The organism is Clostridium sp. UBA4548 (genome assembly GCF_002387895.1).
In the GTDB taxonomy this organism is placed as follows: domain Bacteria; phylum Bacillota; class Clostridia; order Clostridiales; family Clostridiaceae; genus Clostridium_J.
The window spans coordinates 119,492-141,757 of sequence record NZ_DGLI01000028.1 but is presented as its reverse complement, the minus strand read 5'-3'; the positions used below and the strand labels follow the sequence as shown (position 1 = coordinate 141,757).

Below are 22,266 nucleotides of genomic sequence, written 5' to 3'. Positions count from 1 at the left end.
TAATTAGGGGGAGATTTTATGGAATTATTAAGAACAAAACGATTAACAAAAACCTATGGAATTAAGGAAACAGAGGTTAAGGCACTTAAACCTACAGATATTTCTATTGAAAAAGGAGAATTTACGGCAATAGTAGGACCAAGTGGTTCAGGGAAAAGTACCTTACTACATCTTCTAGCAGGACTTGACAAGCCTTCAGCTGGACAAGTTTTTATAAATGATACGGATATTTATTCTATGGGAGAGAAGGAACTATCTAGATTTAGAAGAAGAAACATAGGCTTTATATTTCAGTTCTTCAATCTAATTCCAATATTATCAGTGGAGGAAAATATTAAACTACCATTATTAATGGATGGCAAAAAAGTTGATGAAGCTTATATAAATGAAATAATGGAAAACTTAGATATTAAAAATAGAAAAACTCATTTACCAGGAGAAATATCAGGAGGACAACAGCAAAGAACCTCTATTGCAAGAGCTCTTGCTAATAAGCCTTCAATCATATTTGCAGATGAGCCTACAGGAAACTTAGACAGCAAAAATAGTAATGAGGTTTTAGATTTACTTACTATGTCCATAAAAAAATACAATCAAACTTTGGTTATGATAACCCATGACCCTAATATTGCAGCTCGTGCAGATAGAATTATAACTATAGCTGACGGCATAATTGTGGATGATAAGAGGACTAAATAATGCGCAGTTTTTGGGGTCTAATTCCACGATATATTCTAAAGAATAAGAAAAGAATTTTTTTTATGGCAGTTGGAATAGTGTTATCTATATCTTTAGTAATTTCTGCAACTATATTAGTTGAGACTATAAAAAAGGCTTTCTATCAAAGTGTTATTGATGGATCTGGAGGGATATATGATGCCATGTTTTTTACATGGAATAAAGCTAGATTTGAAGAAATTAAAGATGATCCTATCATAGATAAGGTTACTTTTATAACTCCTTTAGGAACTCATAAATTTGAAAATACAAGTTATAAATTAGACATTTTGGGTTGTGATGAAAATATTACTGAACTTTTAAACTACAAGTTAATAGAAGGTAAGTATCCAGAAAAGCAAGGGGAGATTGCCTTAGAAAAGTGGATACTAGATTTACTTCCACAAAAACATAAGATTGGAGATAGTATTGAATTATCTTCAGTTGTTGAGTACATGTCTCCCAATGGAAGAAAAAATATAGAAAATAATGATAACTTTATATTAGTAGGGTTATTTGAACATAAGTCTACAGCATATGGACCTAAAAATACCGGGAAAGCTTATATTACTAAAGAATGTGCAGAAACAATTTTAAATAATAAAAATGTACAATATAGTGGATATTTAACCTTTAAGGATGATTACTCCATACAGGATGGATTGATGACACTTATTGCTACAAATAGCTATTCGGAGATTCATTTTATGCCTAATGAACTTATAGGAAGTTATGTACTAGGACAAAAAATACTAGATTTTGCTTGTGTCGGTTTATTTATAGTAGTAGGTATTGTGGCTATTATAATAATCTACAATATATTCAATGTATCTGTAGCACAAAGAGTAAAGGATTTTGGAATATTTAGAGCTATTGGAGCATCACCTAAAAAGATAAAAAGCTTAGTGTTAGGAGAAGGCATGATCTTAGGGGTAATATTTATACCTATGGGAATCTTATTTGGAAGTTTTGTGACTCAAATAGGAATAGAAATTATGCTAGGCACGAGTAACACTGCAAGTAAATTTCAAATTCCTAGTATAGGGATTATTTCTTCATTAATTGTAGGATTTGCATCAATAATTGTTGGAGTATACTTTCCAGCTAAAAAAGCATCAGAAATATCTCCAATGGAAGCCATTATTTCAAATAATAATATGGGTATAAAAGGCGAAAGAAATAGGAAGTCATTGCAAAGTAATAGTTTTATGATGAAAAAGTTTAATTTTACTACTCATATAGCTTATCTTAATTTAAGCAGAAATAAGAAGAGATTTATGACAACAGTATTTTCTTTAAGTATGAGTATAGTTATGCTTATGATTGTAAATTACTTAATATCATTAGCTAATCCCGTTAGCAGATTTAAAAATGATTTTAATGGTGATTTTATTGTTTCAGCCATAGGCCATTCACAAAACTTAGGGTTAGCAAGTAATGAAGTTAGTAGTTTAAAAAACATTGATGGTATAAATTATTTGTCAGTAAAAAAGAAATTTCAAATTGCTATGGAAGTGCCACAAAACAAACTAACAAATGATGGTATAGCATATATAAAATCTGAAAGTAAGAATGATAATTTTATGAAGGATTTAGTAGCTCAAAACCGTTATAGATTTATTACTGAGCTTCAGGGATATAGTAGTGAGGAACTAGATAAATTAAAGGATGGGTTACTAGAGGGAAATGTTAGTGTAAATGAGATGAGGGAAAAACCTATTGTCATTCTAGCACAAAATTTAAATAATTATAATTTTACTAACGTACAAGTAGGAGATACTATACGACTAGGCTATACAAGATATGATAAAGAAGGAAAGGAGTTAGGTTTTAGTAATGAAGATTTTATCATAGGCGGACTACTTAAAGAAGAAGCCTTAAATTTATCCTATGGAAAAGAAAAGAATATGGTCATTATAAGTAGTGAATTTGCTGAAAATCATATGGAGGTTAAGAAAGATCAAGAAGTAGTAATTAATTTAAGAAAAGATGTTAGCTATGAAAAAGTGGAAAATGAGATAAGAAACAATTTGAAATTAAGCAAAGAAATAAAAATAATATCTTTTAAGGAAGAGCTTGAAAGAGTTAAAAAAACTAATTTTCAATTGTCTTTAAGCCTTTATAGTTTTATTTTTATAATAGCTACCATAAGCATAATAAACTTAATAAATATAATGAGCATGAATGCAATATTAAAAAGTAAGGAAATTGGCATGATGAGAGCCTTAGGACTCGGAAGTGATGAGGTTAGAAAAATAATAATCCATGAAGGTCTACTCTATGGCATAGCCTCAGGTGGAATAGGTATAACCTTAGGAACTATATTGACATATTTAATTTATATGGTTGGAGCTCAACTCATTAGTCAAGGGATAATTTGGCAGTTTCCAACTGTAACTATTGTTATAACTTATGTTACAGTGATAATTATTTGCCTAATTTCATCAATAATTCCTTCGAGGAGTTTATTTAAAAGTAGCATTGTTGACTCCATTAGAGCTGTTGAATGATTAAAAATACTTAATTAGGTAAGAGGTTAGTTGTTTAAGTGTATAATAATGGTAAATATGGTGTATTAAGTAGTGTATTAATATGATTTGTAATCTATATTAATGCACTACTTTTAAATAAAATTTGCTTATAAACGTAAATAAATAAAAAGCATATTATTTTGCACAGGTTGTTAAGGGTGCTTAATTGAAAAGGGGGATAACATGGGTACTGTATTAGAAGTGAAGGATATCCATAAGAGTTTAGGGGGGGGAGAAAGATTATTAAAGGGGGGGGCACCAAATCAAGGTACAGGAACCATTAATTAGTAAAAAAATAAGGTTTCTTTTTAAGATTAGGACTTTAGTTTAATAGTTAATAATGCCTATTATAGCTAAAATGACAGGTAATATGGAGTTGGTACTAAAAGATTAGGGTGATGTGTGCCTTGGTCTTTTTTTCATTTTCTTAATAAATTCAACATAAAATTCACAAAAAATAAACATGTTTAATTTTAATTTTATTTATATAAATAATTTATCTATAAAATTTTAAAATAATTGTTAGAAAATGTTGAATTATTACTCATTATGTATTAAACTTAGTTAATGTATTAACAAGGTCGTAAAATACATATAGTGTTATAGAATACGTTTACGATTTTTTAGAATTTTAGGACAAGTTTTATTTTAACTTCTAAGGAGGATAATCATGAGTAAAAATTTAGACCCTTTAAACAATGAGGGGAAATTAAAAAGGGAGCTTGGTCTTGGGGCGGCTACAGCAATTGTAGTTGGAAACATCATTGGTTCTGGTATTTTTATGTCTCCAGCAAGCTTTGCAAGGGTAACAAATCCAAAAGTATCTATGATAGCATGGATGATAACTGCTATAGGATCTTTATTAATTGCACTTAGCTTTGCAAACCTTGGTTCAAAGATGCCTAAAACTGGGGGACCTATTGTTTATACGAGAGCAGCTTTTGGAGATTTTGCAGGATTCTTAATTGGTTGGTCCTTTTGGATTGGTTCTTGGGTTGGAAACTGCGCAATTATAACTGCTTTTATGAGCTATTTTACATATTTTGTACCAGCAGCTAAATCACCTGGTATTGCATTTTTAGTTTGTACCATAGTAGTGTGGCTTTTCACTGCTATAAATATTTATGGAGTTAAATATGTAGGTAAGATTGGGGTTATATCCACTGTATTAAAGGTTGGAGTACTTGTTGTTTTTATAGTGATTGCAGCAATAAACTTTAACCCAAGCTATTTAAGTACAGTATCTAGTGAAGAATTAGTTGGAATGAATACGTTACCTTCAGCTATAGCAATAGCTCTTTGGGCCTTTGTAGGACTTGAAAGTGCTACAGTAGCAGGCGGAGAAATCAAAAACCCAGAGAAAAATATTAAAAAGAGTACTGTATACGGGATTTTGATTGTATCAGCAATTTATATTTTTATGAGCTTTGTGGCTATGGGAGCTATGGATCAAGCTACCCTTGCTAAGTCAGAAGCACCACTTGCAGATATTATAAATAGTGCTACTGGAGCAAATTGGGGAGGAAACTTCATTGCCTTTGGTGCATTAATATCTACTTTAGGAGCAACCTCAGGATGGTTTTTAACTACTGCTAGAAGTGCAGTTGGTGCAGCAGAGGATGGATTATTCCCAGAAATATTCAAGAAAATCAGTCCTAAGTATAGTACTCCTACGGCTGCGTTAATCATAGGAAGTATTTGTATGAATGCATTACTTATACTTAACTATGTAAGTACTTTACAAAAGGCCTTTGATTTCATGATATTACTTGCTACACTTTCCTTCCTTCCAGCATACTCATTCTGTGCAGCAGCAGAAATAGTGCTATTATTTAAAGGAGATAAGAACTTTAATTTTGCTAGCTTCTTAAAGAATGCTTTCTTCTCAATCCTTGGATTTGGATATTCTATTTATGCAATCTATGGAACTGGAGCAGAAACAGTTATGTACGGATTTATACTAATGTTAGTAGGAATACCAGTTTATGTTTATATGATGCTTCAAAAAAATAAAACTGATAAATCAGTAGATAAATTAAGAGAATCAGCAGGAATAGATTTATAAAAAATACCCGATGCAATTGCATCGGGTATTTTTATACTAATTTATAGTTAAAAAAATTATATTTATTTAAATAGTAATTCTTATTAATTGCAATTTTGTAAATAACATTGAGGAAACGATCTATTTCGTAAAAGGTGTTATACATTCCAAAGCTAATTCGTACTGTACCAGGCATTTTTTCTTTAGGAGCATTTATATTTTCTTTAATCATTTCAGGAGTGGCATGAAGGAGATTTTGCATGTAGGGTTGTGCACAGAAGCATCCACTTCGAACTGCAATTCCAAATTCGTAAGATAAAATTTTAGCTAGAATAGTATGGTGAATCCCTTCTATATTAAAAGGAATAATGCTTACCTTATCTCTGAAGTTCATATAATCTCCATAAAGAATTACAGAAGGTATTCTTATAAGATTTTCTGTAGCATATTTAGTTAAGGTTCTTTCATATCTATCTATATTATCCATGCCTAGTTCTTTTAATTTTTCTGCAGCACAGCTTAGGGCAACGGAACCAATTACGTTAGGAGAACCAGCTTCATGTCTATCTGGAGAAGCTGCCCATTTTACTAAGTCATGGGATACAAAAGATATTGTTCCACCACCTACATAGTCGGGTCCGCACTGATTAAACACTTCTTTAGAGCCTATTAAGACCCCAGTTCCAAAGGGGGCATACATTTTGTGGCCAGAAAAGGCAACAAAGTCAATATGATCTTCACTGTAGAAGGGTTTCATATCAAAGTGGGCATGAGGAACTAACTGTGCTCCATCCACTAAAATTTTTGCACCATATTTGTGAGCAAGCTTAGCAATCTCATATATAGGATTTTTGTGACCTGTTACATTTGATGCACCAGTTACAGTAACTAAAGCTACTAAACCATTATACTTTTCCAACTTATTTTTTAAATCTGTTAAGTCAAGTCTCCCCTTATCATCTACATCAACATAATCCAGGTTATAGTTATATCTCCAAGGCAAATCATTTGAATGGTGTTCCATGGAGGTGCTTAAAACAACAGCATTACTTCTTTTTCCACATGATAAAATGTTAGCTAACTTATTTATTGCTTCAGTGGCATTTTTCACATAAATTACTTCCATATTATTTTCATCATAACCTACGAATCTTCCAATAATTTTTCTGCTTTCTTCATACATGGAAGTGGATAATTGGGATTTATAGCCTTCTCCCCTATGAATTGATGAGTACCAGGGGCAGAATTTTATTATATCTTCAACTACACACTTTAGAGGTGGAGTGGTAGCAGCATTATCAAAGTTTATACCAGTAATCAAGTTTTCATCTGCTAGTTGAACCTTATTATTTATGCCCATGATTAGATCTCTATATAAGGTACCATCTATAAAGTTACTCATTTTTGTAACCTCCCTAAAAGTTCTTCTATTACATAATATTAATAACTTTAACTATTGGCACAACAAAGATTATTAACCCTAAAATTAGATAGGAAGGAGTATAAATTTCCCTTTACTTCCTTATAATAAAAAAGTAAAATAGAATTGTTGACAACTTTACTCTGATTTGCTAATATGAAAGTGTAGTAAAACAGTCAACATTAAAAACCATTAATGAAACTTAAGGAATGATATATATGAAATTATCAACTAAAGGACGTTATGGCGTTAAGGCAATGGTTGATTTAGCCATTAACTATGGCAAAGAGCCAGTATCCATAAAGAGTATTTCTGAAAGACAAAAAATATCTGAATATTATTTAGAACAGCTTTTTTCATCACTTAGAAAATCAGGACTTATTAAAAGTGTAAGAGGGGCTAATGGAGGATATATTTTAGATAAAGAACCTAAAGATATAACAGTTTATGAAGTTCTAGAGGTTTTAGAAGGACCCATTGAAATTTCAAATTGTTTAGAAGATGGTTCTTGCAACAACATAGATTGTTGTGCCACGAGAATTGTTTGGAAAAAGATAAAAGAAAGTATAGATAGTGTAACCACCTCTATTACTTTACAAGATATAGTAGACGATTATTTTAACATCGCCAAGTTAAAAGGAGTGAATTTAAATGAATAAACCTATTTATATGGATTATGCAGCTACAACCTATACAAAAACAGAAGTATTAGAAGAGATGATACCTTATTTTACAGAGTTTTATGGCAATCCATCTTCTGTATATTCAATTTCAAGAGAAACAAAAAAAGCTTTAGATAAGGCTAGAATGAGAGTAGCTAAAGCTATTAATGCTGACCCTGCTGAAATTTACTTTACTGGTGGTGGATCAGAAGCTGATAACTGGGCAATAAAGGGGATTGCTTTTGCTCATCAAAATAAGGGAAATCATATAATCACAACAAAAATAGAGCATCATGCAGTGCTACATGCTTGTGAATACTTAGAAAAACATGGTTTTGAAGTAACTTACTTAGATGTAGATGCTGAAGGTGTAATAAGACTTGAAGATTTAAAAAATGCTATCAAGGAAAATACTATTTTAGTTACAATAATGATGGCAAACAATGAAATTGGTTCTATTCAACCAGTTAAAGAAATTGGAGAGATTTGTAGGGAAAAGAAAATATTCTTCCATACAGATGCAGTTCAAGCAGTTGGACACATTCCAGTAGATGTAAAAGAAATGAATATGGATTTACTTTCTTTAGCAGCACATAAATTTTATGGACCTAAAGGTGTAGGAGCACTATACGTTAAAAAGGGAATTAAAATTCACAATCTAGTTCATGGCGGCGGACAAGAGAAAAATAGAAGAGCTGGAACAGAGAACGTAGCTGGTATTGTAGGACTTGGAAAAGCTATAGAATTTGCTACTGATAATATGGAAGAACATAATAAGACATTAACTTACCTTAGAGATAAATTAATGAATGGATTATTAGAAATACCTCATACTAGACTAAATGGACCAAAGGGAGAAAATAGACTTCCTGGTAACGTGAATGTATGTTTTAGATTTATTGAAGGGGAATCTGTACTTTTAATGTTAGATGCTATGGGAATCTGTGCCTCAAGTGGAAGTGCATGTACATCTGGTTCACTAGATCCTTCACACGTTCTTTTATCAATTGGATTGCCACATGAGATAGCTCATGGTTCTTTAAGATTAAGTCTAGGCGATGGAACAACAGAAGAAGAAGTTGATTATGTTTTAAAAACAGTACCATCAATAGTACAAAGATTAAGAGATATGTCACCATTATATGATGATTATATGAATAAGGGGGAGAATTAATATGTATAGCGATAAAGTTATGGATCATTTTACTAATCCAAGAAATGTTGGAGAAATTAAGGATGCCAGCGGTATTGGAGAAGTTGGAAATGCTAAATGTGGAGATATAATGAAGGTTTACTTAAAAATAGAAGACAACATAGTGATAGATGCTAAATTTAAAACTTTTGGCTGTGGTTCAGCTATAGCATCTTCAAGTATGGCTACAGAACTTATAAAAGGAAAAACTGTAGATGAAGCTTGGACTCTAACAAACAAAGCAGTAGCTGAAGCTTTAGATGGACTTCCACCAGTAAAAATGCACTGTTCAGTTCTTGCAGAGGAGGCTATCCATAAAGCAATAAATGACTACAGAAAAAATCAAGGGTTAGACCTTTGGGACTTTAAAGAGCATGATGATATTCATGATCATGTACACGGAGAATAGGTGATAATTAATGAAAAAAAAAGTTATAGTTGGTATGAGTGGAGGAGTTGATAGCTCCGTAGCTGCATACTTACTTAAGGAAGCGGGTTATGAAGTAATTGGAATCATGATGAAGCTTTCTGATAATCCCGATTACGAGGAAACAGAAGGTGGTTGTTGCTCTTTAGCTGCTGCAAATGATGCTAGAAGAGTAGCAGATGTTTTAGATATTCCCTTCTACGTGCTAAACTTTAAGAAGCCTTTTAAGGAAAATGTTATAGATTACTTTGTTGATGAATATTTCCAAGGAAGAACTCCAAATCCTTGTGTTATGTGTAATAGAACTGTTAGATTTAGTGAGCTTTTAAGAAAAGCTAAGCAGCTAGGAGCAGATTATATAGCTACTGGTCATTATGCAACTATTACTAAAGAAGAAGATAGGTATGTTCTTAGAAAGTCAGAGGACGATAAAAAAGATCAAACCTATATGCTTTATGGGTTAACACAAGAGCATCTTGCCCATACTTTAATGCCTTGTGGAACTTATTCTAAACCTGAAATTAGAGCCATAGCTGAGAAAATAGGCTTAGATGTGTTTAGAAAAAGAGATTCTCAGGAAATATGTTTTATTCCGGACAATGATCATGGAAAGTACATAGAGAAATATGGCGGAAGAGAAGTTAAACCAGGTAACTTTGTGGATAGGCAAGGAAAGATTTTAGGAAAACATAAAGGAATCATCCACTATACTATTGGACAAAGAAAAGGTCTTGGTATAGCCCTTGGAAGGCCTATGTTTGTTACAGATATAATTCCTTGGAGAAATGAAGTAGTTCTTGGTGAGGAAGAGCATATTTTTAAAACTGAGCTTATCGCAAAGAATATTAATTTAATACCTTTTGATAAGATTCAGGGAGAGCTTAGAGTAACTGCAAAAGTAAGGTATTCTACAAAAGCAGCTCCAGCTATAGTTACTCAATTGGATGATAATAGAATTAAAGTTATATTCGATGAAAAGCAAAGGGCTATAACTAAAGGACAATCGGTAGTATGTTATATTGATGATTTAGTGGTAGGCGGCGGAATTATAGAAGAAATTCTATAACAACAGCATACTATGAAGTTTATATTTAGGATATTTGGCATATAGCTGAATATCCTAAAAACATTATAGGGGAATTTGGTCTTAACTTAAATTAACTATAAGTTTTGAATTAGGAGATGTTATTTAATGGATTATAGTGATAAAGTATTGGAACATTTTTATAGCCCAAGAAATGTGGGAACCTTGCCAGATGCAAATGGTATAGGGGAAGCAGGAGATGCAAACTGTGGAGATATAATGAAGATTTACCTAAAGGTAGAAGACAACATTATTAAGGATGTAAGGTTTATGACCTTTGGATGTGGTTCTGCTATAGCATCTTCTAGTATTGCAACAGAGCTAATAAAGAACAAAACCTTAGAAGAAGCCTGGGGACTTACTAATAAGTCTGTAATAGAAGCTTTAGACGGTCTTCCAGCAGCAAAAATTCATTGTTCAGTACTTGCGGAACAAACCATTCATAGGGCCATTAACAATTATAGAGAAGCTATAGGCCTTGATAAGTGGAAGGATAAATACGAAAATACTAATTCACACCAACATGAAGTAGAAGAATTATAAGATAATTTTAAGGATAGCTTCAAGTTTTGATGAAACTTGAGACTATCCTTTTTTTAAAGTATATACTTGAATAATTTGGATATAATAACATAATAATTACATACTTTGGAGTGGTAACAATTATGTTGAAAAGTAGAGATTTTATATATATGGATGTAATAGACATCAACGGTAAGAATTTAGGCTATGTTAAGGATATTTTAATTAACTTTAATAAAAAAGAAGTAACAGGCTTTAAGGTTAATCCTTATAAGTTTATAAGCAAAGGTTTTAATATATTAAAAGAGGATATTATTTATTATAATACCAAAATTTTAGTAACCAAAACTACTAAGGAAAATCAAATTTCTTTTTCAGAACTTAGAAATATGTATGTTTTAGACAAACATTCAAATATATTAGGAATGGTTAATGACATTATATTTTGTGAAAAAACCTTTGAGCTAAAAGGTATATCAATAAAATGTGGAACTATAGCTGGAATTTTTAGAGAGAGAAAAATACTTCTTATTAAGGAGTTAATTTTAGGCGAAGATAATTTACTCTATTTTGGAAATGAAGATAAGTTTAAACTTGTGGTAACTCCTCATAAATCCCTTTCAAAGGTTGTGGTAAATTATGAAGAACATTAAGATAAAGTATAAAAATATCCTGATTACTATTGCTTTTATAGCTTTAATAGTGATTCTCATTTGGAAGGTTCCTATTTTTTTAGATATATTTGGAGTTATTTTAATTTCCTTTATTATTGCATATAGCTTAAGGCCATTTTACAAAATATTTCTACGTAAAGGCTTAAACAAGAAGTTATCAGCTATTATAGTTATTAGCACTATTTTACTAGCTATAGCTTTGATTTTTATATTGTTAATACCTTCAATATATAAAGAAGGTGCAAATTTTGCTAATACAGTTAGCCAAATTAAAAACTATTTCAATAGATTTTCTTTAGATAAGTATGAGTTTGCAAAAAATGAGTTTGTTAGAGAAACTTTAAATAATATTTATATAAAGATAAAGGAAAGTGCTCAAGGTTTTGTTACAGAAACTATAAATACAACTATCAGTATTGGGGAGAATATACTCCTTATATTCATCATTCCAACTTTAGTATACTTTTTCTTATGTGATGATGAAAAAATACTTAATGGGGTAATAAGATATGTACCTATGGAGAGTAGGAATGTTGTAAAAAGAGCATTAGTTCACATTGACAAGGTTTTAGAAAGATATATAATAACTCAGTTTGAATTATGTGGTATTGTTGGGGTTCTTACATATATTATATTAATATTCACAGGAGTTAAGTTTGCCTTTGCTTTATCTTTGATTAATGCAGTGTTCAATATTATACCTTACTTTGGACCTTTAATTGGAGCAATACCTATTGTTATATTAGCAAGTTTCACTTCTGTTCAAAAAGCTATATGGTTAGCAATCTGGCTTAATTTGATTCAGCAAATTGAGGGAAATGTAGTTGGACCCAAAATGATGGGAGATAGTGTAAGTTCCCATCCTTTAACTATATTACTTTTATTACTCATAGGTGGAAGTTTAGGTGGTATAATCGGAATGATTGTAGTGGTTCCTCTTTGGGTTATGGTTAAGATTCTTTATGAGGATTTAGATTATTATTTATTCTAAAAGGAGAAATCAGGGCTTCTATTTAATACTTGATATAATAATCTATAAACTATTAAGACAACTAAGAGGAAATTTGCAGAACCAAAAGTATAACTTCATTTCTCTGTATTGACAATTAATATTATTTTACTTATAATTCACAATATAAAGTCTTATGAATAAGGGTATGTAGAGAGCTTGATCCAAGCCTTGGTATAATAAAGATAGTCATAAATGGACTATACTTTTGTGTAGTAGAAGAGTATATGCTACTTAATTTGTAGTTAACAAGGTTTAAAATAGAAATAAATGAATATTAAGCTATGATAAAAAGGAGTAAGTGTACGGAACATTCAGAGAGGAAGTGGCTGGTGAAAACTTCTTGGAAAGTATATTGAAGCTGTTTTGGAGCTATATTTTAATTAAGAGATATCGATGGTTCATTGATATAATTAGGGTGGTAACGCGGAAAACCTTCGTCCCTTTGGTTGGGGAAGAGGTTTTTTTTGTGCATAAATTTATTAATTTTAGATGAAAATGAATAATAATTTGGAGGTTGATATATAATGAAGAATATGTCGCTAAATGAAATTAGAGAATCTTTTTTAAAGTTTTTTGAAAGTAAAGACCATTTGAGAATGGTGAGTTTTCCGCTAGTTCCTAAGAATGATAATAGTTTATTGCTAATTAATGCAGGGATGGCACCACTTAAACCTTATTTTACAGGACTTCAAACGCCACCTAGCAAAAGAGTTACAAATTGTCAAAAATGCATAAGAACTGGTGATATTGACAATGTAGGTAAAACTTCAAGACATGGTACTTTTTTTGAAATGCTTGGAGATTTCTCTTTCGGAGATTACTTTAAGGAACAGATAATTCCATGGGCTTGGGAATATATTACGGAAACACTTCAAATACCAAAGGAAAAGCTTTATGTAACTATCTATCTTGAGGATGATGAGGCTTTTGAAATTTGGAGTAGAACCACAGATGTAGATCCAAATAGAATATTTAGACTTGGAAAAGAAGATAACTTTTGGGAAGTTGGAGTAGGACCTGGACCATGTGGACCATGTTCAGAAATTCACTACGATAGAAATAGTGAACTTGGGACTATAACAAATGAAGCTGACTTTATTAAAGCTGGGGAAGAAGATAGAGTAATTGAGTTTTGGAACTTAGTATTTACTCAGTTTGATAAAGATGAAAAGGGTAATTATATAAAACTTAAGAATCCAAATATAGATACAGGGATGGGCCTTGAAAGAATTGCGACCATTATGCAAAATGTAAATAGTATTTTTGAAGTAGATACTATAAGAGCAATTTTAGATGAGGTTTGTGATATAGCTAAAGTTACTTATGGAAAAGATAGAAAAACTGATATTTCTATAAGAGTAATTACTGACCACATAAGAAGTACTACTTTCTTAATTTCTGATGGAGTCCTACCATCTAATGAGGGAAGAGGGTATGTTTTAAGAAGAATATTAAGAAGAGCTGCAAGACATGGTAGACTTCTAGGAATTAAAAACATTTTCCTACATGAACTTTGTGATAAGGTAATTGAAAACAGCAAAGGTGCTTATCCAGAGCTAGAAGAAAAGAAAGATTATATTAAGAAAGTTATTAAGCTTGAAGAAGAAAGATTTACAGAAACTATAGATTCAGGAATGGATATATTAAAGTGTTATATTGAAGAGTTAGAAAGTAAGAATGAGAAAACTTTAAGTGGCGAAAAGGCATTTAAGCTTTATGACACCTATGGATTCCCTCTAGAACTTACACAAGAAATTGTAGAGGAGAAAGGTCTAACTATAGACATAGAAGGCTTTAATGCTGAGATGGATAATCAAAGAAAAACAGCAAGGGCAGCTAGGGGAGATTCTAGCTACATGGGTAGTGATGATGGAGTCTTAAATAAAATTCCATTAGAAGTTACAACTGAATTTAAGGGATATGAAACTTTAAACTGTGAAGGCAAGGTTTTAGTTTTAATAAAAGAAGATAACTTTACAAATTCCTTAGAAAAAGGTGAAAAAGGAATTATTGTTACTGACAATACACCATTTTATGCTGAAATGGGAGGCCAAGTTGGAGATAGTGGATTAATTTATTCTCCTAGTTTTAAGGCTAAGGTTTATAACTGTAAGAAAAATATTAGTGGGAAAACCCTTCATTTTGTTGAAGTTCTCGAAGGAAGTTTGAAAGAAAATGAAGTTGTTACCTTAGAAGTAGATAATAGAAAAAGAGAGAACATTTGTAAAAACCATACTGCAACTCATATGCTTCATGAGGCACTAAAGGAAGTGTTAGGAGAGCATGTTAATCAGGCTGGCTCCTATGTGGATGAGGATAGATTGAGATTTGACTTCACTCATTTTGCAGCACTTAGTGAAGAGGAAGTTATAAAAGTTGAAAATATACTAAATAGAGAAATAATGAAGGTTTACAATGTAGCTACCAATGTTATGTCTATAGATGAAGCTAAAGCAAGTGGTGCAGTAGCATTATTTGATGATAAATATAAGGAAGATGTAAGGGTAGTTTCAGTAGGAGATTATAGCAAAGAGCTTTGCGGAGGAACTCATGTTGAAAATTCTGGTGAAATAGGATTATTTAAAATTCTAAGTGAAACAGGAGTAGCAGCAGGAATAAGAAGAATAGAAGCTATAACAGGAGAAAAATCAGTTAAGTATGTTGAAGAAAAAAATAACTTCTTAAAGGAAATTTCTTCGGTGTTAAAATGTGGAGAAAAGGATATCCTAAATAAGCTGACCTCTGTAGTAACAACTTTAAAAGAAAAGGAAAAAGAAATTCAAGCCCTTAAAGAAAAATTAACTAGTGGTGCAGAGGATGAGCTTTTAAATAGTGTTAAAGAAATAAAAGGAGTTAAGTCTGTAGTTGGTATTGTTAAGGATGTTGAGGGCGATGCACTGAGAAATCTTGGAGATAAATTAAGAGATAGACTTGGGGATGGAGTAGTAGTTCTGGGAAGTAACTCTAATGGCAAGGTTCAATTTGTAGCTATGGCATCTAAGGAAGCCGTATCGAAAGGTGTGCATTGTGGTAAGATAATCAAGGAAGTTGCAACAGTTGCTGGCGGCGGTGGCGGCGGAAGACCTGATATGGCACAGGCTGGCGGAAAGCTTCCAGAGAAACTGAAAGAGGCTATGGATAAGGCTCTCCTAATAATAGAAACTTTGGTAAAATAGTATACTTTTTGGAGATAATGTTTTATAATATATCTAAGATATACCTGTATCATATAAAATAAGAAGGTGATTATGGTGGATAAACAACACACAGTTCAGTTTGATGTAATTAAAGATAAAAAGGATATGACTAAAATGATACTAACTGACGTGTATAATGCTTTAAAAGAAAAAGGGTATAATCCAGTAAATCAATTAGTTGGATATTTAATATCTGGTGACCCTACTTATATAACCAACTATAACGGAGCAAGAGCATTAGTTAGTAAGCTAGAGAGAGACGATATATTAGAAGAAGTTTTAAAAGCTTATCTAGAAATAAAATAAAAAAATGCCCGTCATCGGGCATTTTTATTTGTAATTCACAAATACTAAGGCTATAAAGGTTTAGTTGTTATACTTTTAAATAATAGGCAGCTCTAAAGAGGTGCTAAATATACTAAGGAGTAGCATATGAGAGTACTTGGATTAGACGTTGGAGATAGAACTATTGGAGTGGCAATAAGTGATCCGCTAGGATTTACAGCACAAGGCATAACCACCATTAAACGCAAGAAGATAGAATATGATATTGAAGAAGTTTTAAAGATTTGTAGAGAATATAATGTTGACACCATAATTTCTGGAATGCCTAAAAATATGAACGGAACCATAGGAATGCAGGGCGAAAAGGTTATGGAGTTTTGTGATAAGCTAAAAGAAAATACAGAAGTACCAATTAAATATTGGGATGAAAGGCTTACTACAGTAGCAGCACATAAGGCTATGTTAGAAGTAGATATGTCTCGAAGCAAAAGAAAAAAAATAGTGGATAAAATTGCAGCAACTTATATATTACAAGGATATTTGGACAGTATATATTAATAAAATACAAATACATATTAGGAGGCAACAAATGGATAATTATTTAGAAAAAGTTGTATTAACTGATGAAGAAGGAAATGATATAGAATTTGAAGTAATAACAAAATTAGACATAGAAGAAAACGAATACTTTATAGTAGTTCCAGCTGGAACTGATGATTTAGATGCAGTAGCACTTAAAGTTGTTGAAGATGAAGATGGTAATGAGGTTTTAGTTTCTGTAGATGATGAAGATGAATTTAATATGGTTGCTGAAGCTTATGAAACACTTTCAGAAGAAGGTCTATTAGATTAATCTGGGTTTTACATAAGAGGTAACTTCATGATAATTAGAAAAGAGAGGGTGTATTAATTCAAAAATGGCAAAGGATAAGATTGAAAATTTAAAAGAATTCCTTAAGGAAAAAGGATATAAACTGACACCTCAAAGAAGAGCCATACTTAGTGAAATTATCAATAGTGAAGGTAGCCATCTTACAGCAGAGGAATTATATGATTTAGTAAAAGTAGATTGTCCAGAGATTGGATTAGCTACAGTTTACAGAACAGTGCAATTACTTGAGGAAATGGGAGTAGTTTGCAAACTTGATTTAGATGATGGGCGTAGTAGGTATGAACTTTGTCACCAAGATGATAGTCATCAACACCATCATTTAATATGTAATGGCTGTGGGAAAGTAATTGAGGTTCAAGGTGATTTGTTGGATGAAATTGAAGAAGTTATTGAAAAAAAATATAAGTTTAATATAGAGAATCATACATTGAAATTTTACGGCCTTTGTAGCGAATGCTCTTAAATGATATATAAGCAACAAAAGGTATCTTAAAGGTAACTAGTTAAATGCTGATATATTTAACAGCTTTTTCTTGTTATTTATTTCAGATACCTATTTTTAAATGAAGGAGGGAAGAATATTTGAAAAAGGAAAAAGAAAAAATTAAGATTATTCCTTTAGGGGGATTAAATGAAATTGGCAAGAACCTTACTGTTATTGAATATAAAAATGATATAATAGTAATAGATTGTGGTTTAAAATTTCCAGATGATGAAATGCTAGGAATTGATGTAGTAATTCCAGAAATAAATTATCTTTTGAAAAATAAAGATAAGGTTAAGGGCATTTTTCTAACTCATGGTCACGAGGATCATATAGGGGCTTTGCCATATGTACTAAAACAAATTAATATTCCTGTTTATGGAACTAAGCTTACTCTAGGAATTGTTGAGACTAAGCTAAAAGAACATGGATTATTAAGTACAGTAGAACTTATAACTGTTAAACCAAAAGATATTGTTAAGCTGGAAAACTCATCTGTAGAATTTATTAGAACAAGTCATAGTATCGCAGATTCTGTAGCTTTGGCAATTCACACTCCTGCAGGAGTATTACTTCACACAGGAGATTTTAAAATAGATTTTACTCCAATAGATGGTGGAGTAGCCGACCTAACCAGATTCGCAGAACTTGGTAAAAAAGGTGTTACTGTTATGATGGCAGATAGCACAAATGTTGAAAGACCAGGGTATACCATGTCAGAAAGCACTGTAGGAGAAACCTTTGAAAACATATTTCATTCTGCAAAGGGAAGGATAATTGTAGCAACTTTTGCTTCAAACATTCATAGAGTACAGCAAGTAATAACTGCTGCAAGAAAATATGGAAGAAAAGTTGCCCTTTCTGGAAGAAGTATGGAGAATATAATTGCAGTTGCAATAGAACTTGGATATATAAATATTGATGAGGGTGCATTAATTAATGTAGATTCTATTGGAAAGTATCCAGAGAATGAAATTGTGATAATAACTACTGGAAGCCAAGGGGAACCTATGTCAGCTTTATCAAGAATGGCAGCTTCTGAACATAAAAAAGTAAATATTATTCCAGGTGATATGGTTATTATTTCTGCAACTCCTATTCCGGGAAATGAAAAACTTGTGTCTAAAGTTATAAATCAACTATTTAAACAAGGGGCAGAAGTTATTTATGAAGCTTTGGCAGATGTGCACGTATCAGGTCATGCTTGCCAAGAAGAATTAAAACTAATTCATACTTTAGTAAAGCCTAAGTTTTTTATTCCAGTTCATGGTGAGTACAGACATTTAAAACAACATGGTGAACTTGCTGTAAAACTTGGAATGAAAGAAAAGAATGTTTACTTAGGGGAAAATGGAGATGTTATCGAAATAACTAGAGACTCTATAAGAAAATCTGGTTCAGTTATTTCTGGACAGGTGTTTGTAGATGGTCTAGGTGTTGGTGATGTAGGGAATATTGTTTTAAGGGACAGAAAACATCTATCACAGGATGGTATATTAACTGTAGTTGTTACTATAGACAAAGAAAGTGGCTCTGTAATAGCAGGTCCAGATATAATATCTAGGGGATTTGTATATGTAAGGGAATCAGAAGATCTAATGGAACAAGCTAGAGAACGTGTAAGAGAAGCTCTTAAAGAATGTGAAGAAAAAAATATTACCGAATGGCCAACTATAAAAGCTAACATAAGAGAAGTATTAAGAGTATATTTATATGAAAAAACTAAGAGAAGACCAATGATTTTACCTATAATTATGGAAGTATAAATTGATTTTTCATAGTATAAAACCTATATGTGGAAAATTTTATTAATATTAACAAATAACTAATATTGTTATAACATTGACTTTTATGGAGCATAATATTAGAATAAGTATAGTGAATTTTAAAATTGGGTACAAACTAAAGTATCCAATTTTATTTTGCACGGAATACTCTAATAAGTGAAGCTATGCATTATCATATTAAAATATATGATATTAATGTTATATTAAGCTAGATACTTTAACTAGTTTCTATTATTAAAAACTAGTAAGGAATTCCTTACTAGTTTGATTTTGCAATTAATTCTAAAAAATTTGATGAACATTGGAGGAAAATGATGAATTTATATACAAGAGAAGACATAAGAAACGTGGCTATAATTGCCCACGTTGACCACGGTAAGACTACTTTAGTAGATGCACTTTTAAAACAAAGTAAGGTGTTTAGAGAAAATGAAAAGGTTCAAGAAAGAGTAATGGACTCTAACGATTTAGAAAGAGAAAGAGGAATTACAATACTTTCTAAGAATACTGCAGTAATGTATAATGATGTTAAGATTAATATCATCGATACTCCTGGACACGCTGACTTTGGTGGAGAAGTGGAAAGGGTACTTAAGATGGTTGATAGTGTTCTTTTAGTAGTTGATGCTTATGAAGGGGCTATGCCTCAAACTAAGTTTGTTCTTAAGAAGGCACTAGAACTTAAGTTAAAGCCTATGGTTGTTATCAATAAGATTGATAGGAAAGATGCAAGAGCTGAAGAAGTTATAAATGAAGTTTTTGACTTATTCGTAGAACTTGGAGCTAATGATGAACAGTTAGACTTTAAGGTTATATATGCTTCAGCAAGAGAAGGAATAGCAAAAAACGAATTAGAAGATGATTCACAAGGTATGGGACCACTTTTCGAAGCTATTATCAACACTGTAAACCCACCAGTTGGATATATAGATGAACCATTACAATTACTTATTACATCTATTGATTACAATGAGTATGTAGGTAAAATTGGTATAGGTAAAATTGAAAGAGGAACTGTAAAGAGAAACCAAAACGTTGCTCAAATAAGAAGAGATGGAAGCACAAAAAATGTAAAAATTTCAAGTTTATTTGTGTATAATGGATTAAAGAGAGAAGATACTGAAGAAGCTAAGCTTGGAGATATTGTAGCTATTTCTGGAATATCTGATATTAATATTGGTGAAACTATAGCAGATGCAGCATCACCTGAAGCGCTTCCATTTGTTGATATTGATGAACCTACTCTTAGTATGAACTTTATAGTTAACAACTCACCTTTTGCAGGACTAGATGGGGAGTTTGTTACTTCAAGACATTTAAGAGATAGACTTATGAAAGAACTTGAAACAAATGTAAGTTTAAAAGTAGAAGAAACAGATTCAGCAGATTCCTTTAAAGTAAGTGGTAGAGGCGAGCTACATCTTTCTATATTAATCGAGACTATGAGAAGAGAAGGCTATGAGTTCCAAGTTTCTAAACCAACGGTTATCTATAAGGAAAAAGACGGAGAATTACTAGAGCCAGTTGAAAATTTAACTATAGATGTACCTGAAGAATTTATGGGCGTAGTTATGGAAAAGTTAGGACCAAGAAAAGCAGAAATGATTAACATGACTAGTGCTATAAATGGATACACAAGATTAGAATTTAAAATACCTTCTAGAGGATTAATTGGATTCAGAAATGAGTTTATGACAGACACAAGAGGAAATGGAATAATGAATCATGTATTAGAAGGTTATGAGAAGTTCAGAGGAGATATTCCAGAGAGAAGTAGAGGATCACTTGTAGTATTCGAGAGTGGTGAATCTGTAACTTACGGATTATTTAACGCACAAGAAAGAGGAACCTTATTCATAGGACCAGGAGTGCCTGTATATCAAGGAATGATATGTGGAGAATGTTCTAGAGGAGACGATATTGAAGTTAATGTTTGTAAGAAAAAGCATCTTTCAAACACAAGATCTTCTGGAGCAGATGACGCATTAAAGCTTGTTCCAGTAAATGATATGTCCCTAGAGCAATGCTTAGAGTTTGTTGCTTCAGATGAGCTTGTTGAGGTTACACCTAAGACTATTAGAATGAGAAAGAAAATACTAGACCCAACACTAAGAAAAAGAGCTTCTTTAAAGAAAATAAAGTAGTTAAAAAACAGAAAGCTTTAGCTCATGCTGCACATTGAGTTAAAGCCTTCTTAGAAAGAAGTTAAATAATTAAGTCCTTGTTACTTATTAAATAATATGGGGTGATTTTGTGAAGAAACCAATAATTATAGTTTTAATTGCATTTTTAATTATTGGCTTAGGGGGTATGTTTTATTACAAAAATGTTACTTCGCATCCATTTAAAGGGAAAGAAGACATTGTAATAGAAATTAAAGAAGGATATACCTTCTATAACGTATTAGGGGAGCTAAATAATAAAAAAGTTATTAAAAATCCAATGTTAACCAAACTTTATGTAAAAATTAATAAGATAAATCCACAAATTATACCAGGTGAGTTTAGTGTTTCACCAACTTTAACTATGGATGAATTTATAAAGGCATTAGAAGATCCTAATTTAAATCAACAAAATGCTAATGTAACTATTCCAGAAGGTTATACTATAGAACAAATAGGTTCAACATTAGAAGAAAAGGGAATTTTAAAGAAAGAAGAGTTTATAAAGGCCTGTAAGGAATATAAGCTACCAGATTATATAGCTACAAATGCTGAAAAAAGATATAGCTTAGAAGGTTTTTTATTCCCTGATACCTATAGATTTAAGAAAAATATTACCGGTAATGAAGTAATACAATTAATGCATAAAAGATTTTTAGAGGTTATTAAGACCATAGAAAAAGAGAAAAATATAGATATAAGTAATGATACCTTAGAGAATTTGATTACAAAAGCTTCTTTAATTGAACGTGAAGTTACTGCTAAAGAAGAAAAACTATTAGTTTCATCAGTAATTGATAACAGAATAAAAATAGGAATGAAACTTCAAATAGATGCTACAGTTTTGTATGCTCTAGGTGAACATAAAGAGGCTTTGCTCTATAAGGATTTAGAGATTCAATCGCCTTATAATACTTATTATGTTAAGGGGATGCCAATAGGTGCTATCTGTAATCCAGGTAAGGATTCCATAGAAGCGGCATTATTTCCTACTAGCAGCGAATATCTTTTTTACATAACAAAGGATAACTTAAATCATAAGTTTTTTAAGACTTATGAAGAGTTTTTAAACTATAAAGATGAACAATAATATAATATAGTGTATGAGATTTTATTTAATAAAATTTTTATATACAGATTATATAACCATATAATAATTAAATAGAATTTTTTT

General features: G+C 31.5%; 19 protein-coding genes and 1 other annotated feature. Of the genes, 18 read left to right on the top strand and 1 reads right to left on the bottom strand.

The features are described from left to right. The first annotated feature begins 18 nt into the window (after positions 1-18). From B3040_RS11850 to B3040_RS11840, 3 genes are all read left to right on the top strand, one after another. Positions 19-699, top strand: coding sequence for an ABC transporter ATP-binding protein (locus tag B3040_RS11850; protein WP_291573531.1), 681 nt, complete (start codon positions 19-21; stop codon positions 697-699). Continuing rightward, positions 699-3,227: an ABC transporter permease gene (locus B3040_RS11845; RefSeq protein ID WP_291573529.1), complete on the top strand. Its 2,529-nt coding sequence runs from the start codon at positions 699-701 to the stop codon at positions 3,225-3,227. Before B3040_RS11850 ends, B3040_RS11845 begins: the two co-directional genes overlap by 1 nt. Before the next feature lie 691 nt (positions 3,228-3,918). After that, positions 3,919-5,313 (top strand): APC family permease, encoded by a 1,395-nt coding sequence (locus B3040_RS11840; RefSeq protein ID WP_291573527.1) that lies wholly within the window; start codon positions 3,919-3,921, stop codon positions 5,311-5,313. A 31-nt stretch (positions 5,314-5,344) separates the two neighbouring features. Here B3040_RS11840 and B3040_RS11835 read toward each other — a convergent pair whose 3' ends face one another. Beyond that, positions 5,345-6,694 carry an aminotransferase class V-fold PLP-dependent enzyme gene (locus B3040_RS11835; protein ID WP_291573525.1) on the bottom strand — a complete coding sequence of 450 codons (1,350 nt, stop codon included), beginning with the start codon at positions 6,692-6,694 and terminating at the stop codon, positions 5,345-5,347. A gap of 236 nt (positions 6,695-6,930) precedes the next feature. On the opposite strand from B3040_RS11835, the gene B3040_RS11830 reads away from it, so the two are divergent. The 15 genes from B3040_RS11830 (at position 6,931) to mltG (ending at position 22,182) form a co-directional block, all read left to right on the top strand. Continuing rightward, the gene (locus B3040_RS11830) at positions 6,931-7,371 is read left to right on the top strand and encodes an RrF2 family transcriptional regulator (RefSeq protein ID WP_291573522.1); all 441 of its coding nucleotides are present in this window, start codon (positions 6,931-6,933) and stop codon (positions 7,369-7,371) included. Then, positions 7,364-8,548 carry a cysteine desulfurase NifS gene (nifS, locus tag B3040_RS11825; protein ID WP_291573520.1) on the top strand — a complete coding sequence of 395 codons (1,185 nt, stop codon included), beginning with the start codon at positions 7,364-7,366 and terminating at the stop codon, positions 8,546-8,548. The genes B3040_RS11830 and nifS overlap by 8 nt, the downstream gene beginning before the upstream one ends. A gap of 1 nt (position 8,549) precedes the next feature. Beyond that, positions 8,550-8,975: a Fe-S cluster assembly scaffold protein NifU gene (gene nifU, locus B3040_RS11820; protein ID WP_291573517.1), complete on the top strand. Its 426-nt coding sequence runs from the start codon at positions 8,550-8,552 to the stop codon at positions 8,973-8,975. Positions 8,976-8,985: 10 nt separating this feature from the next. Continuing rightward, a complete protein-coding gene (gene mnmA / locus B3040_RS11815) occupies positions 8,986-10,059 on the top strand; it encodes a tRNA 2-thiouridine(34) synthase MnmA (RefSeq protein WP_291573516.1) in 1,074 nt (357 codons plus the stop codon). 126 nt (positions 10,060-10,185) lie between these two features. Next, positions 10,186-10,620 carry a Fe-S cluster assembly scaffold protein NifU gene (gene nifU, locus B3040_RS11810; RefSeq protein ID WP_291573514.1) on the top strand — a complete coding sequence of 145 codons (435 nt, stop codon included), beginning with the start codon at positions 10,186-10,188 and terminating at the stop codon, positions 10,618-10,620. Between the two features lie 122 nt (positions 10,621-10,742). After that, positions 10,743-11,252 carry a PRC-barrel domain-containing protein gene (locus B3040_RS11805; protein WP_291573512.1) on the top strand — a complete coding sequence of 170 codons (510 nt, stop codon included), beginning with the start codon at positions 10,743-10,745 and terminating at the stop codon, positions 11,250-11,252. Beyond that, the gene (locus B3040_RS11800) at positions 11,239-12,264 is read left to right on the top strand and encodes an AI-2E family transporter (protein WP_291573510.1); all 1,026 of its coding nucleotides are present in this window, start codon (positions 11,239-11,241) and stop codon (positions 12,262-12,264) included. The genes B3040_RS11805 and B3040_RS11800 overlap by 14 nt, the downstream gene beginning before the upstream one ends. A gap of 293 nt (positions 12,265-12,557) precedes the next feature. Further along, positions 12,558-12,730: a binding site (T-box leader), on the top strand. A gap of 79 nt (positions 12,731-12,809) precedes the next feature. Then, positions 12,810-15,461 carry an alanine--tRNA ligase gene (gene alaS, locus B3040_RS11795; protein WP_291573508.1) on the top strand — a complete coding sequence of 884 codons (2,652 nt, stop codon included), beginning with the start codon at positions 12,810-12,812 and terminating at the stop codon, positions 15,459-15,461. 72 nt (positions 15,462-15,533) lie between these two features. After that, the gene (locus tag B3040_RS11790) at positions 15,534-15,788 is read left to right on the top strand and encodes an IreB family regulatory phosphoprotein (RefSeq protein WP_017414598.1); all 255 of its coding nucleotides are present in this window, start codon (positions 15,534-15,536) and stop codon (positions 15,786-15,788) included. 126 nt (positions 15,789-15,914) lie between these two features. After that, a complete protein-coding gene (gene ruvX, locus B3040_RS11785) occupies positions 15,915-16,325 on the top strand; it encodes a Holliday junction resolvase RuvX (RefSeq protein ID WP_291573506.1) in 411 nt (136 codons plus the stop codon). A 31-nt stretch (positions 16,326-16,356) separates the two neighbouring features. Further along, positions 16,357-16,620: a DUF1292 domain-containing protein gene (locus B3040_RS11780; RefSeq protein WP_291573503.1), complete on the top strand. Its 264-nt coding sequence runs from the start codon at positions 16,357-16,359 to the stop codon at positions 16,618-16,620. Positions 16,621-16,684: 64 nt separating this feature from the next. Continuing rightward, positions 16,685-17,122, top strand: coding sequence for a Fur family transcriptional regulator (locus B3040_RS11775; protein WP_017414595.1), 438 nt, complete (start codon positions 16,685-16,687; stop codon positions 17,120-17,122). A 119-nt stretch (positions 17,123-17,241) separates the two neighbouring features. Continuing rightward, positions 17,242-18,909, top strand: a complete 1,668-nt coding sequence (locus tag B3040_RS11770; RefSeq protein WP_291573499.1) for a ribonuclease J — start codon at positions 17,242-17,244, stop codon at positions 18,907-18,909. A 335-nt stretch (positions 18,910-19,244) separates the two neighbouring features. Beyond that, positions 19,245-21,074, top strand: coding sequence for a translational GTPase TypA (gene typA / locus B3040_RS11765; RefSeq protein ID WP_291573496.1), 1,830 nt, complete (start codon positions 19,245-19,247; stop codon positions 21,072-21,074). A gap of 109 nt (positions 21,075-21,183) precedes the next feature. Further along, a complete protein-coding gene (gene mltG, locus B3040_RS11760; RefSeq protein ID WP_291573494.1) occupies positions 21,184-22,182 on the top strand; it encodes an endolytic transglycosylase MltG in 999 nt (332 codons plus the stop codon). Positions 22,183-22,266 lie beyond the last annotated feature (84 nt).

What these genes read in the sequence shown, in the direction of transcription:
- B3040_RS11850 (WP_291573531.1), top strand. Translation starts at nt 19, where the DNA reads ATGGAATTATTAAGAACAAAACGATTAACAAAAACCTATGGAATTAAG.
- B3040_RS11845 (WP_291573529.1), top strand. Translation starts at nt 699, where the DNA reads ATGCGCAGTTTTTGGGGTCTAATTCCACGATATATTCTAAAGAATAAG.
- B3040_RS11840 (WP_291573527.1), top strand. Translation starts at nt 3,919, where the DNA reads ATGAGTAAAAATTTAGACCCTTTAAACAATGAGGGGAAATTAAAAAGG.
- B3040_RS11835 (WP_291573525.1), bottom strand. Translation starts at nt 6,694, where the DNA reads ATGAGTAACTTTATAGATGGTACCTTATATAGAGATCTAATCATGGGC.
- B3040_RS11830 (WP_291573522.1), top strand. Translation starts at nt 6,931, where the DNA reads ATGAAATTATCAACTAAAGGACGTTATGGCGTTAAGGCAATGGTTGAT.
- nifS (WP_291573520.1), top strand. Translation starts at nt 7,364, where the DNA reads ATGAATAAACCTATTTATATGGATTATGCAGCTACAACCTATACAAAA.
- nifU (WP_291573517.1), top strand. Translation starts at nt 8,550, where the DNA reads ATGTATAGCGATAAAGTTATGGATCATTTTACTAATCCAAGAAATGTT.
- mnmA (WP_291573516.1), top strand. Translation starts at nt 8,986, where the DNA reads ATGAAAAAAAAAGTTATAGTTGGTATGAGTGGAGGAGTTGATAGCTCC.
- nifU (WP_291573514.1), top strand. Translation starts at nt 10,186, where the DNA reads ATGGATTATAGTGATAAAGTATTGGAACATTTTTATAGCCCAAGAAAT.
- B3040_RS11805 (WP_291573512.1), top strand. Translation starts at nt 10,743, where the DNA reads ATGTTGAAAAGTAGAGATTTTATATATATGGATGTAATAGACATCAAC.
- B3040_RS11800 (WP_291573510.1), top strand. Translation starts at nt 11,239, where the DNA reads ATGAAGAACATTAAGATAAAGTATAAAAATATCCTGATTACTATTGCT.
- alaS (WP_291573508.1), top strand. Translation starts at nt 12,810, where the DNA reads ATGAAGAATATGTCGCTAAATGAAATTAGAGAATCTTTTTTAAAGTTT.
- B3040_RS11790 (WP_017414598.1), top strand. Translation starts at nt 15,534, where the DNA reads ATGGTGGATAAACAACACACAGTTCAGTTTGATGTAATTAAAGATAAA.
- ruvX (WP_291573506.1), top strand. Translation starts at nt 15,915, where the DNA reads ATGAGAGTACTTGGATTAGACGTTGGAGATAGAACTATTGGAGTGGCA.
- B3040_RS11780 (WP_291573503.1), top strand. Translation starts at nt 16,357, where the DNA reads ATGGATAATTATTTAGAAAAAGTTGTATTAACTGATGAAGAAGGAAAT.
- B3040_RS11775 (WP_017414595.1), top strand. Translation starts at nt 16,685, where the DNA reads ATGGCAAAGGATAAGATTGAAAATTTAAAAGAATTCCTTAAGGAAAAA.
- typA (WP_291573496.1), top strand. Translation starts at nt 19,245, where the DNA reads ATGAATTTATATACAAGAGAAGACATAAGAAACGTGGCTATAATTGCC.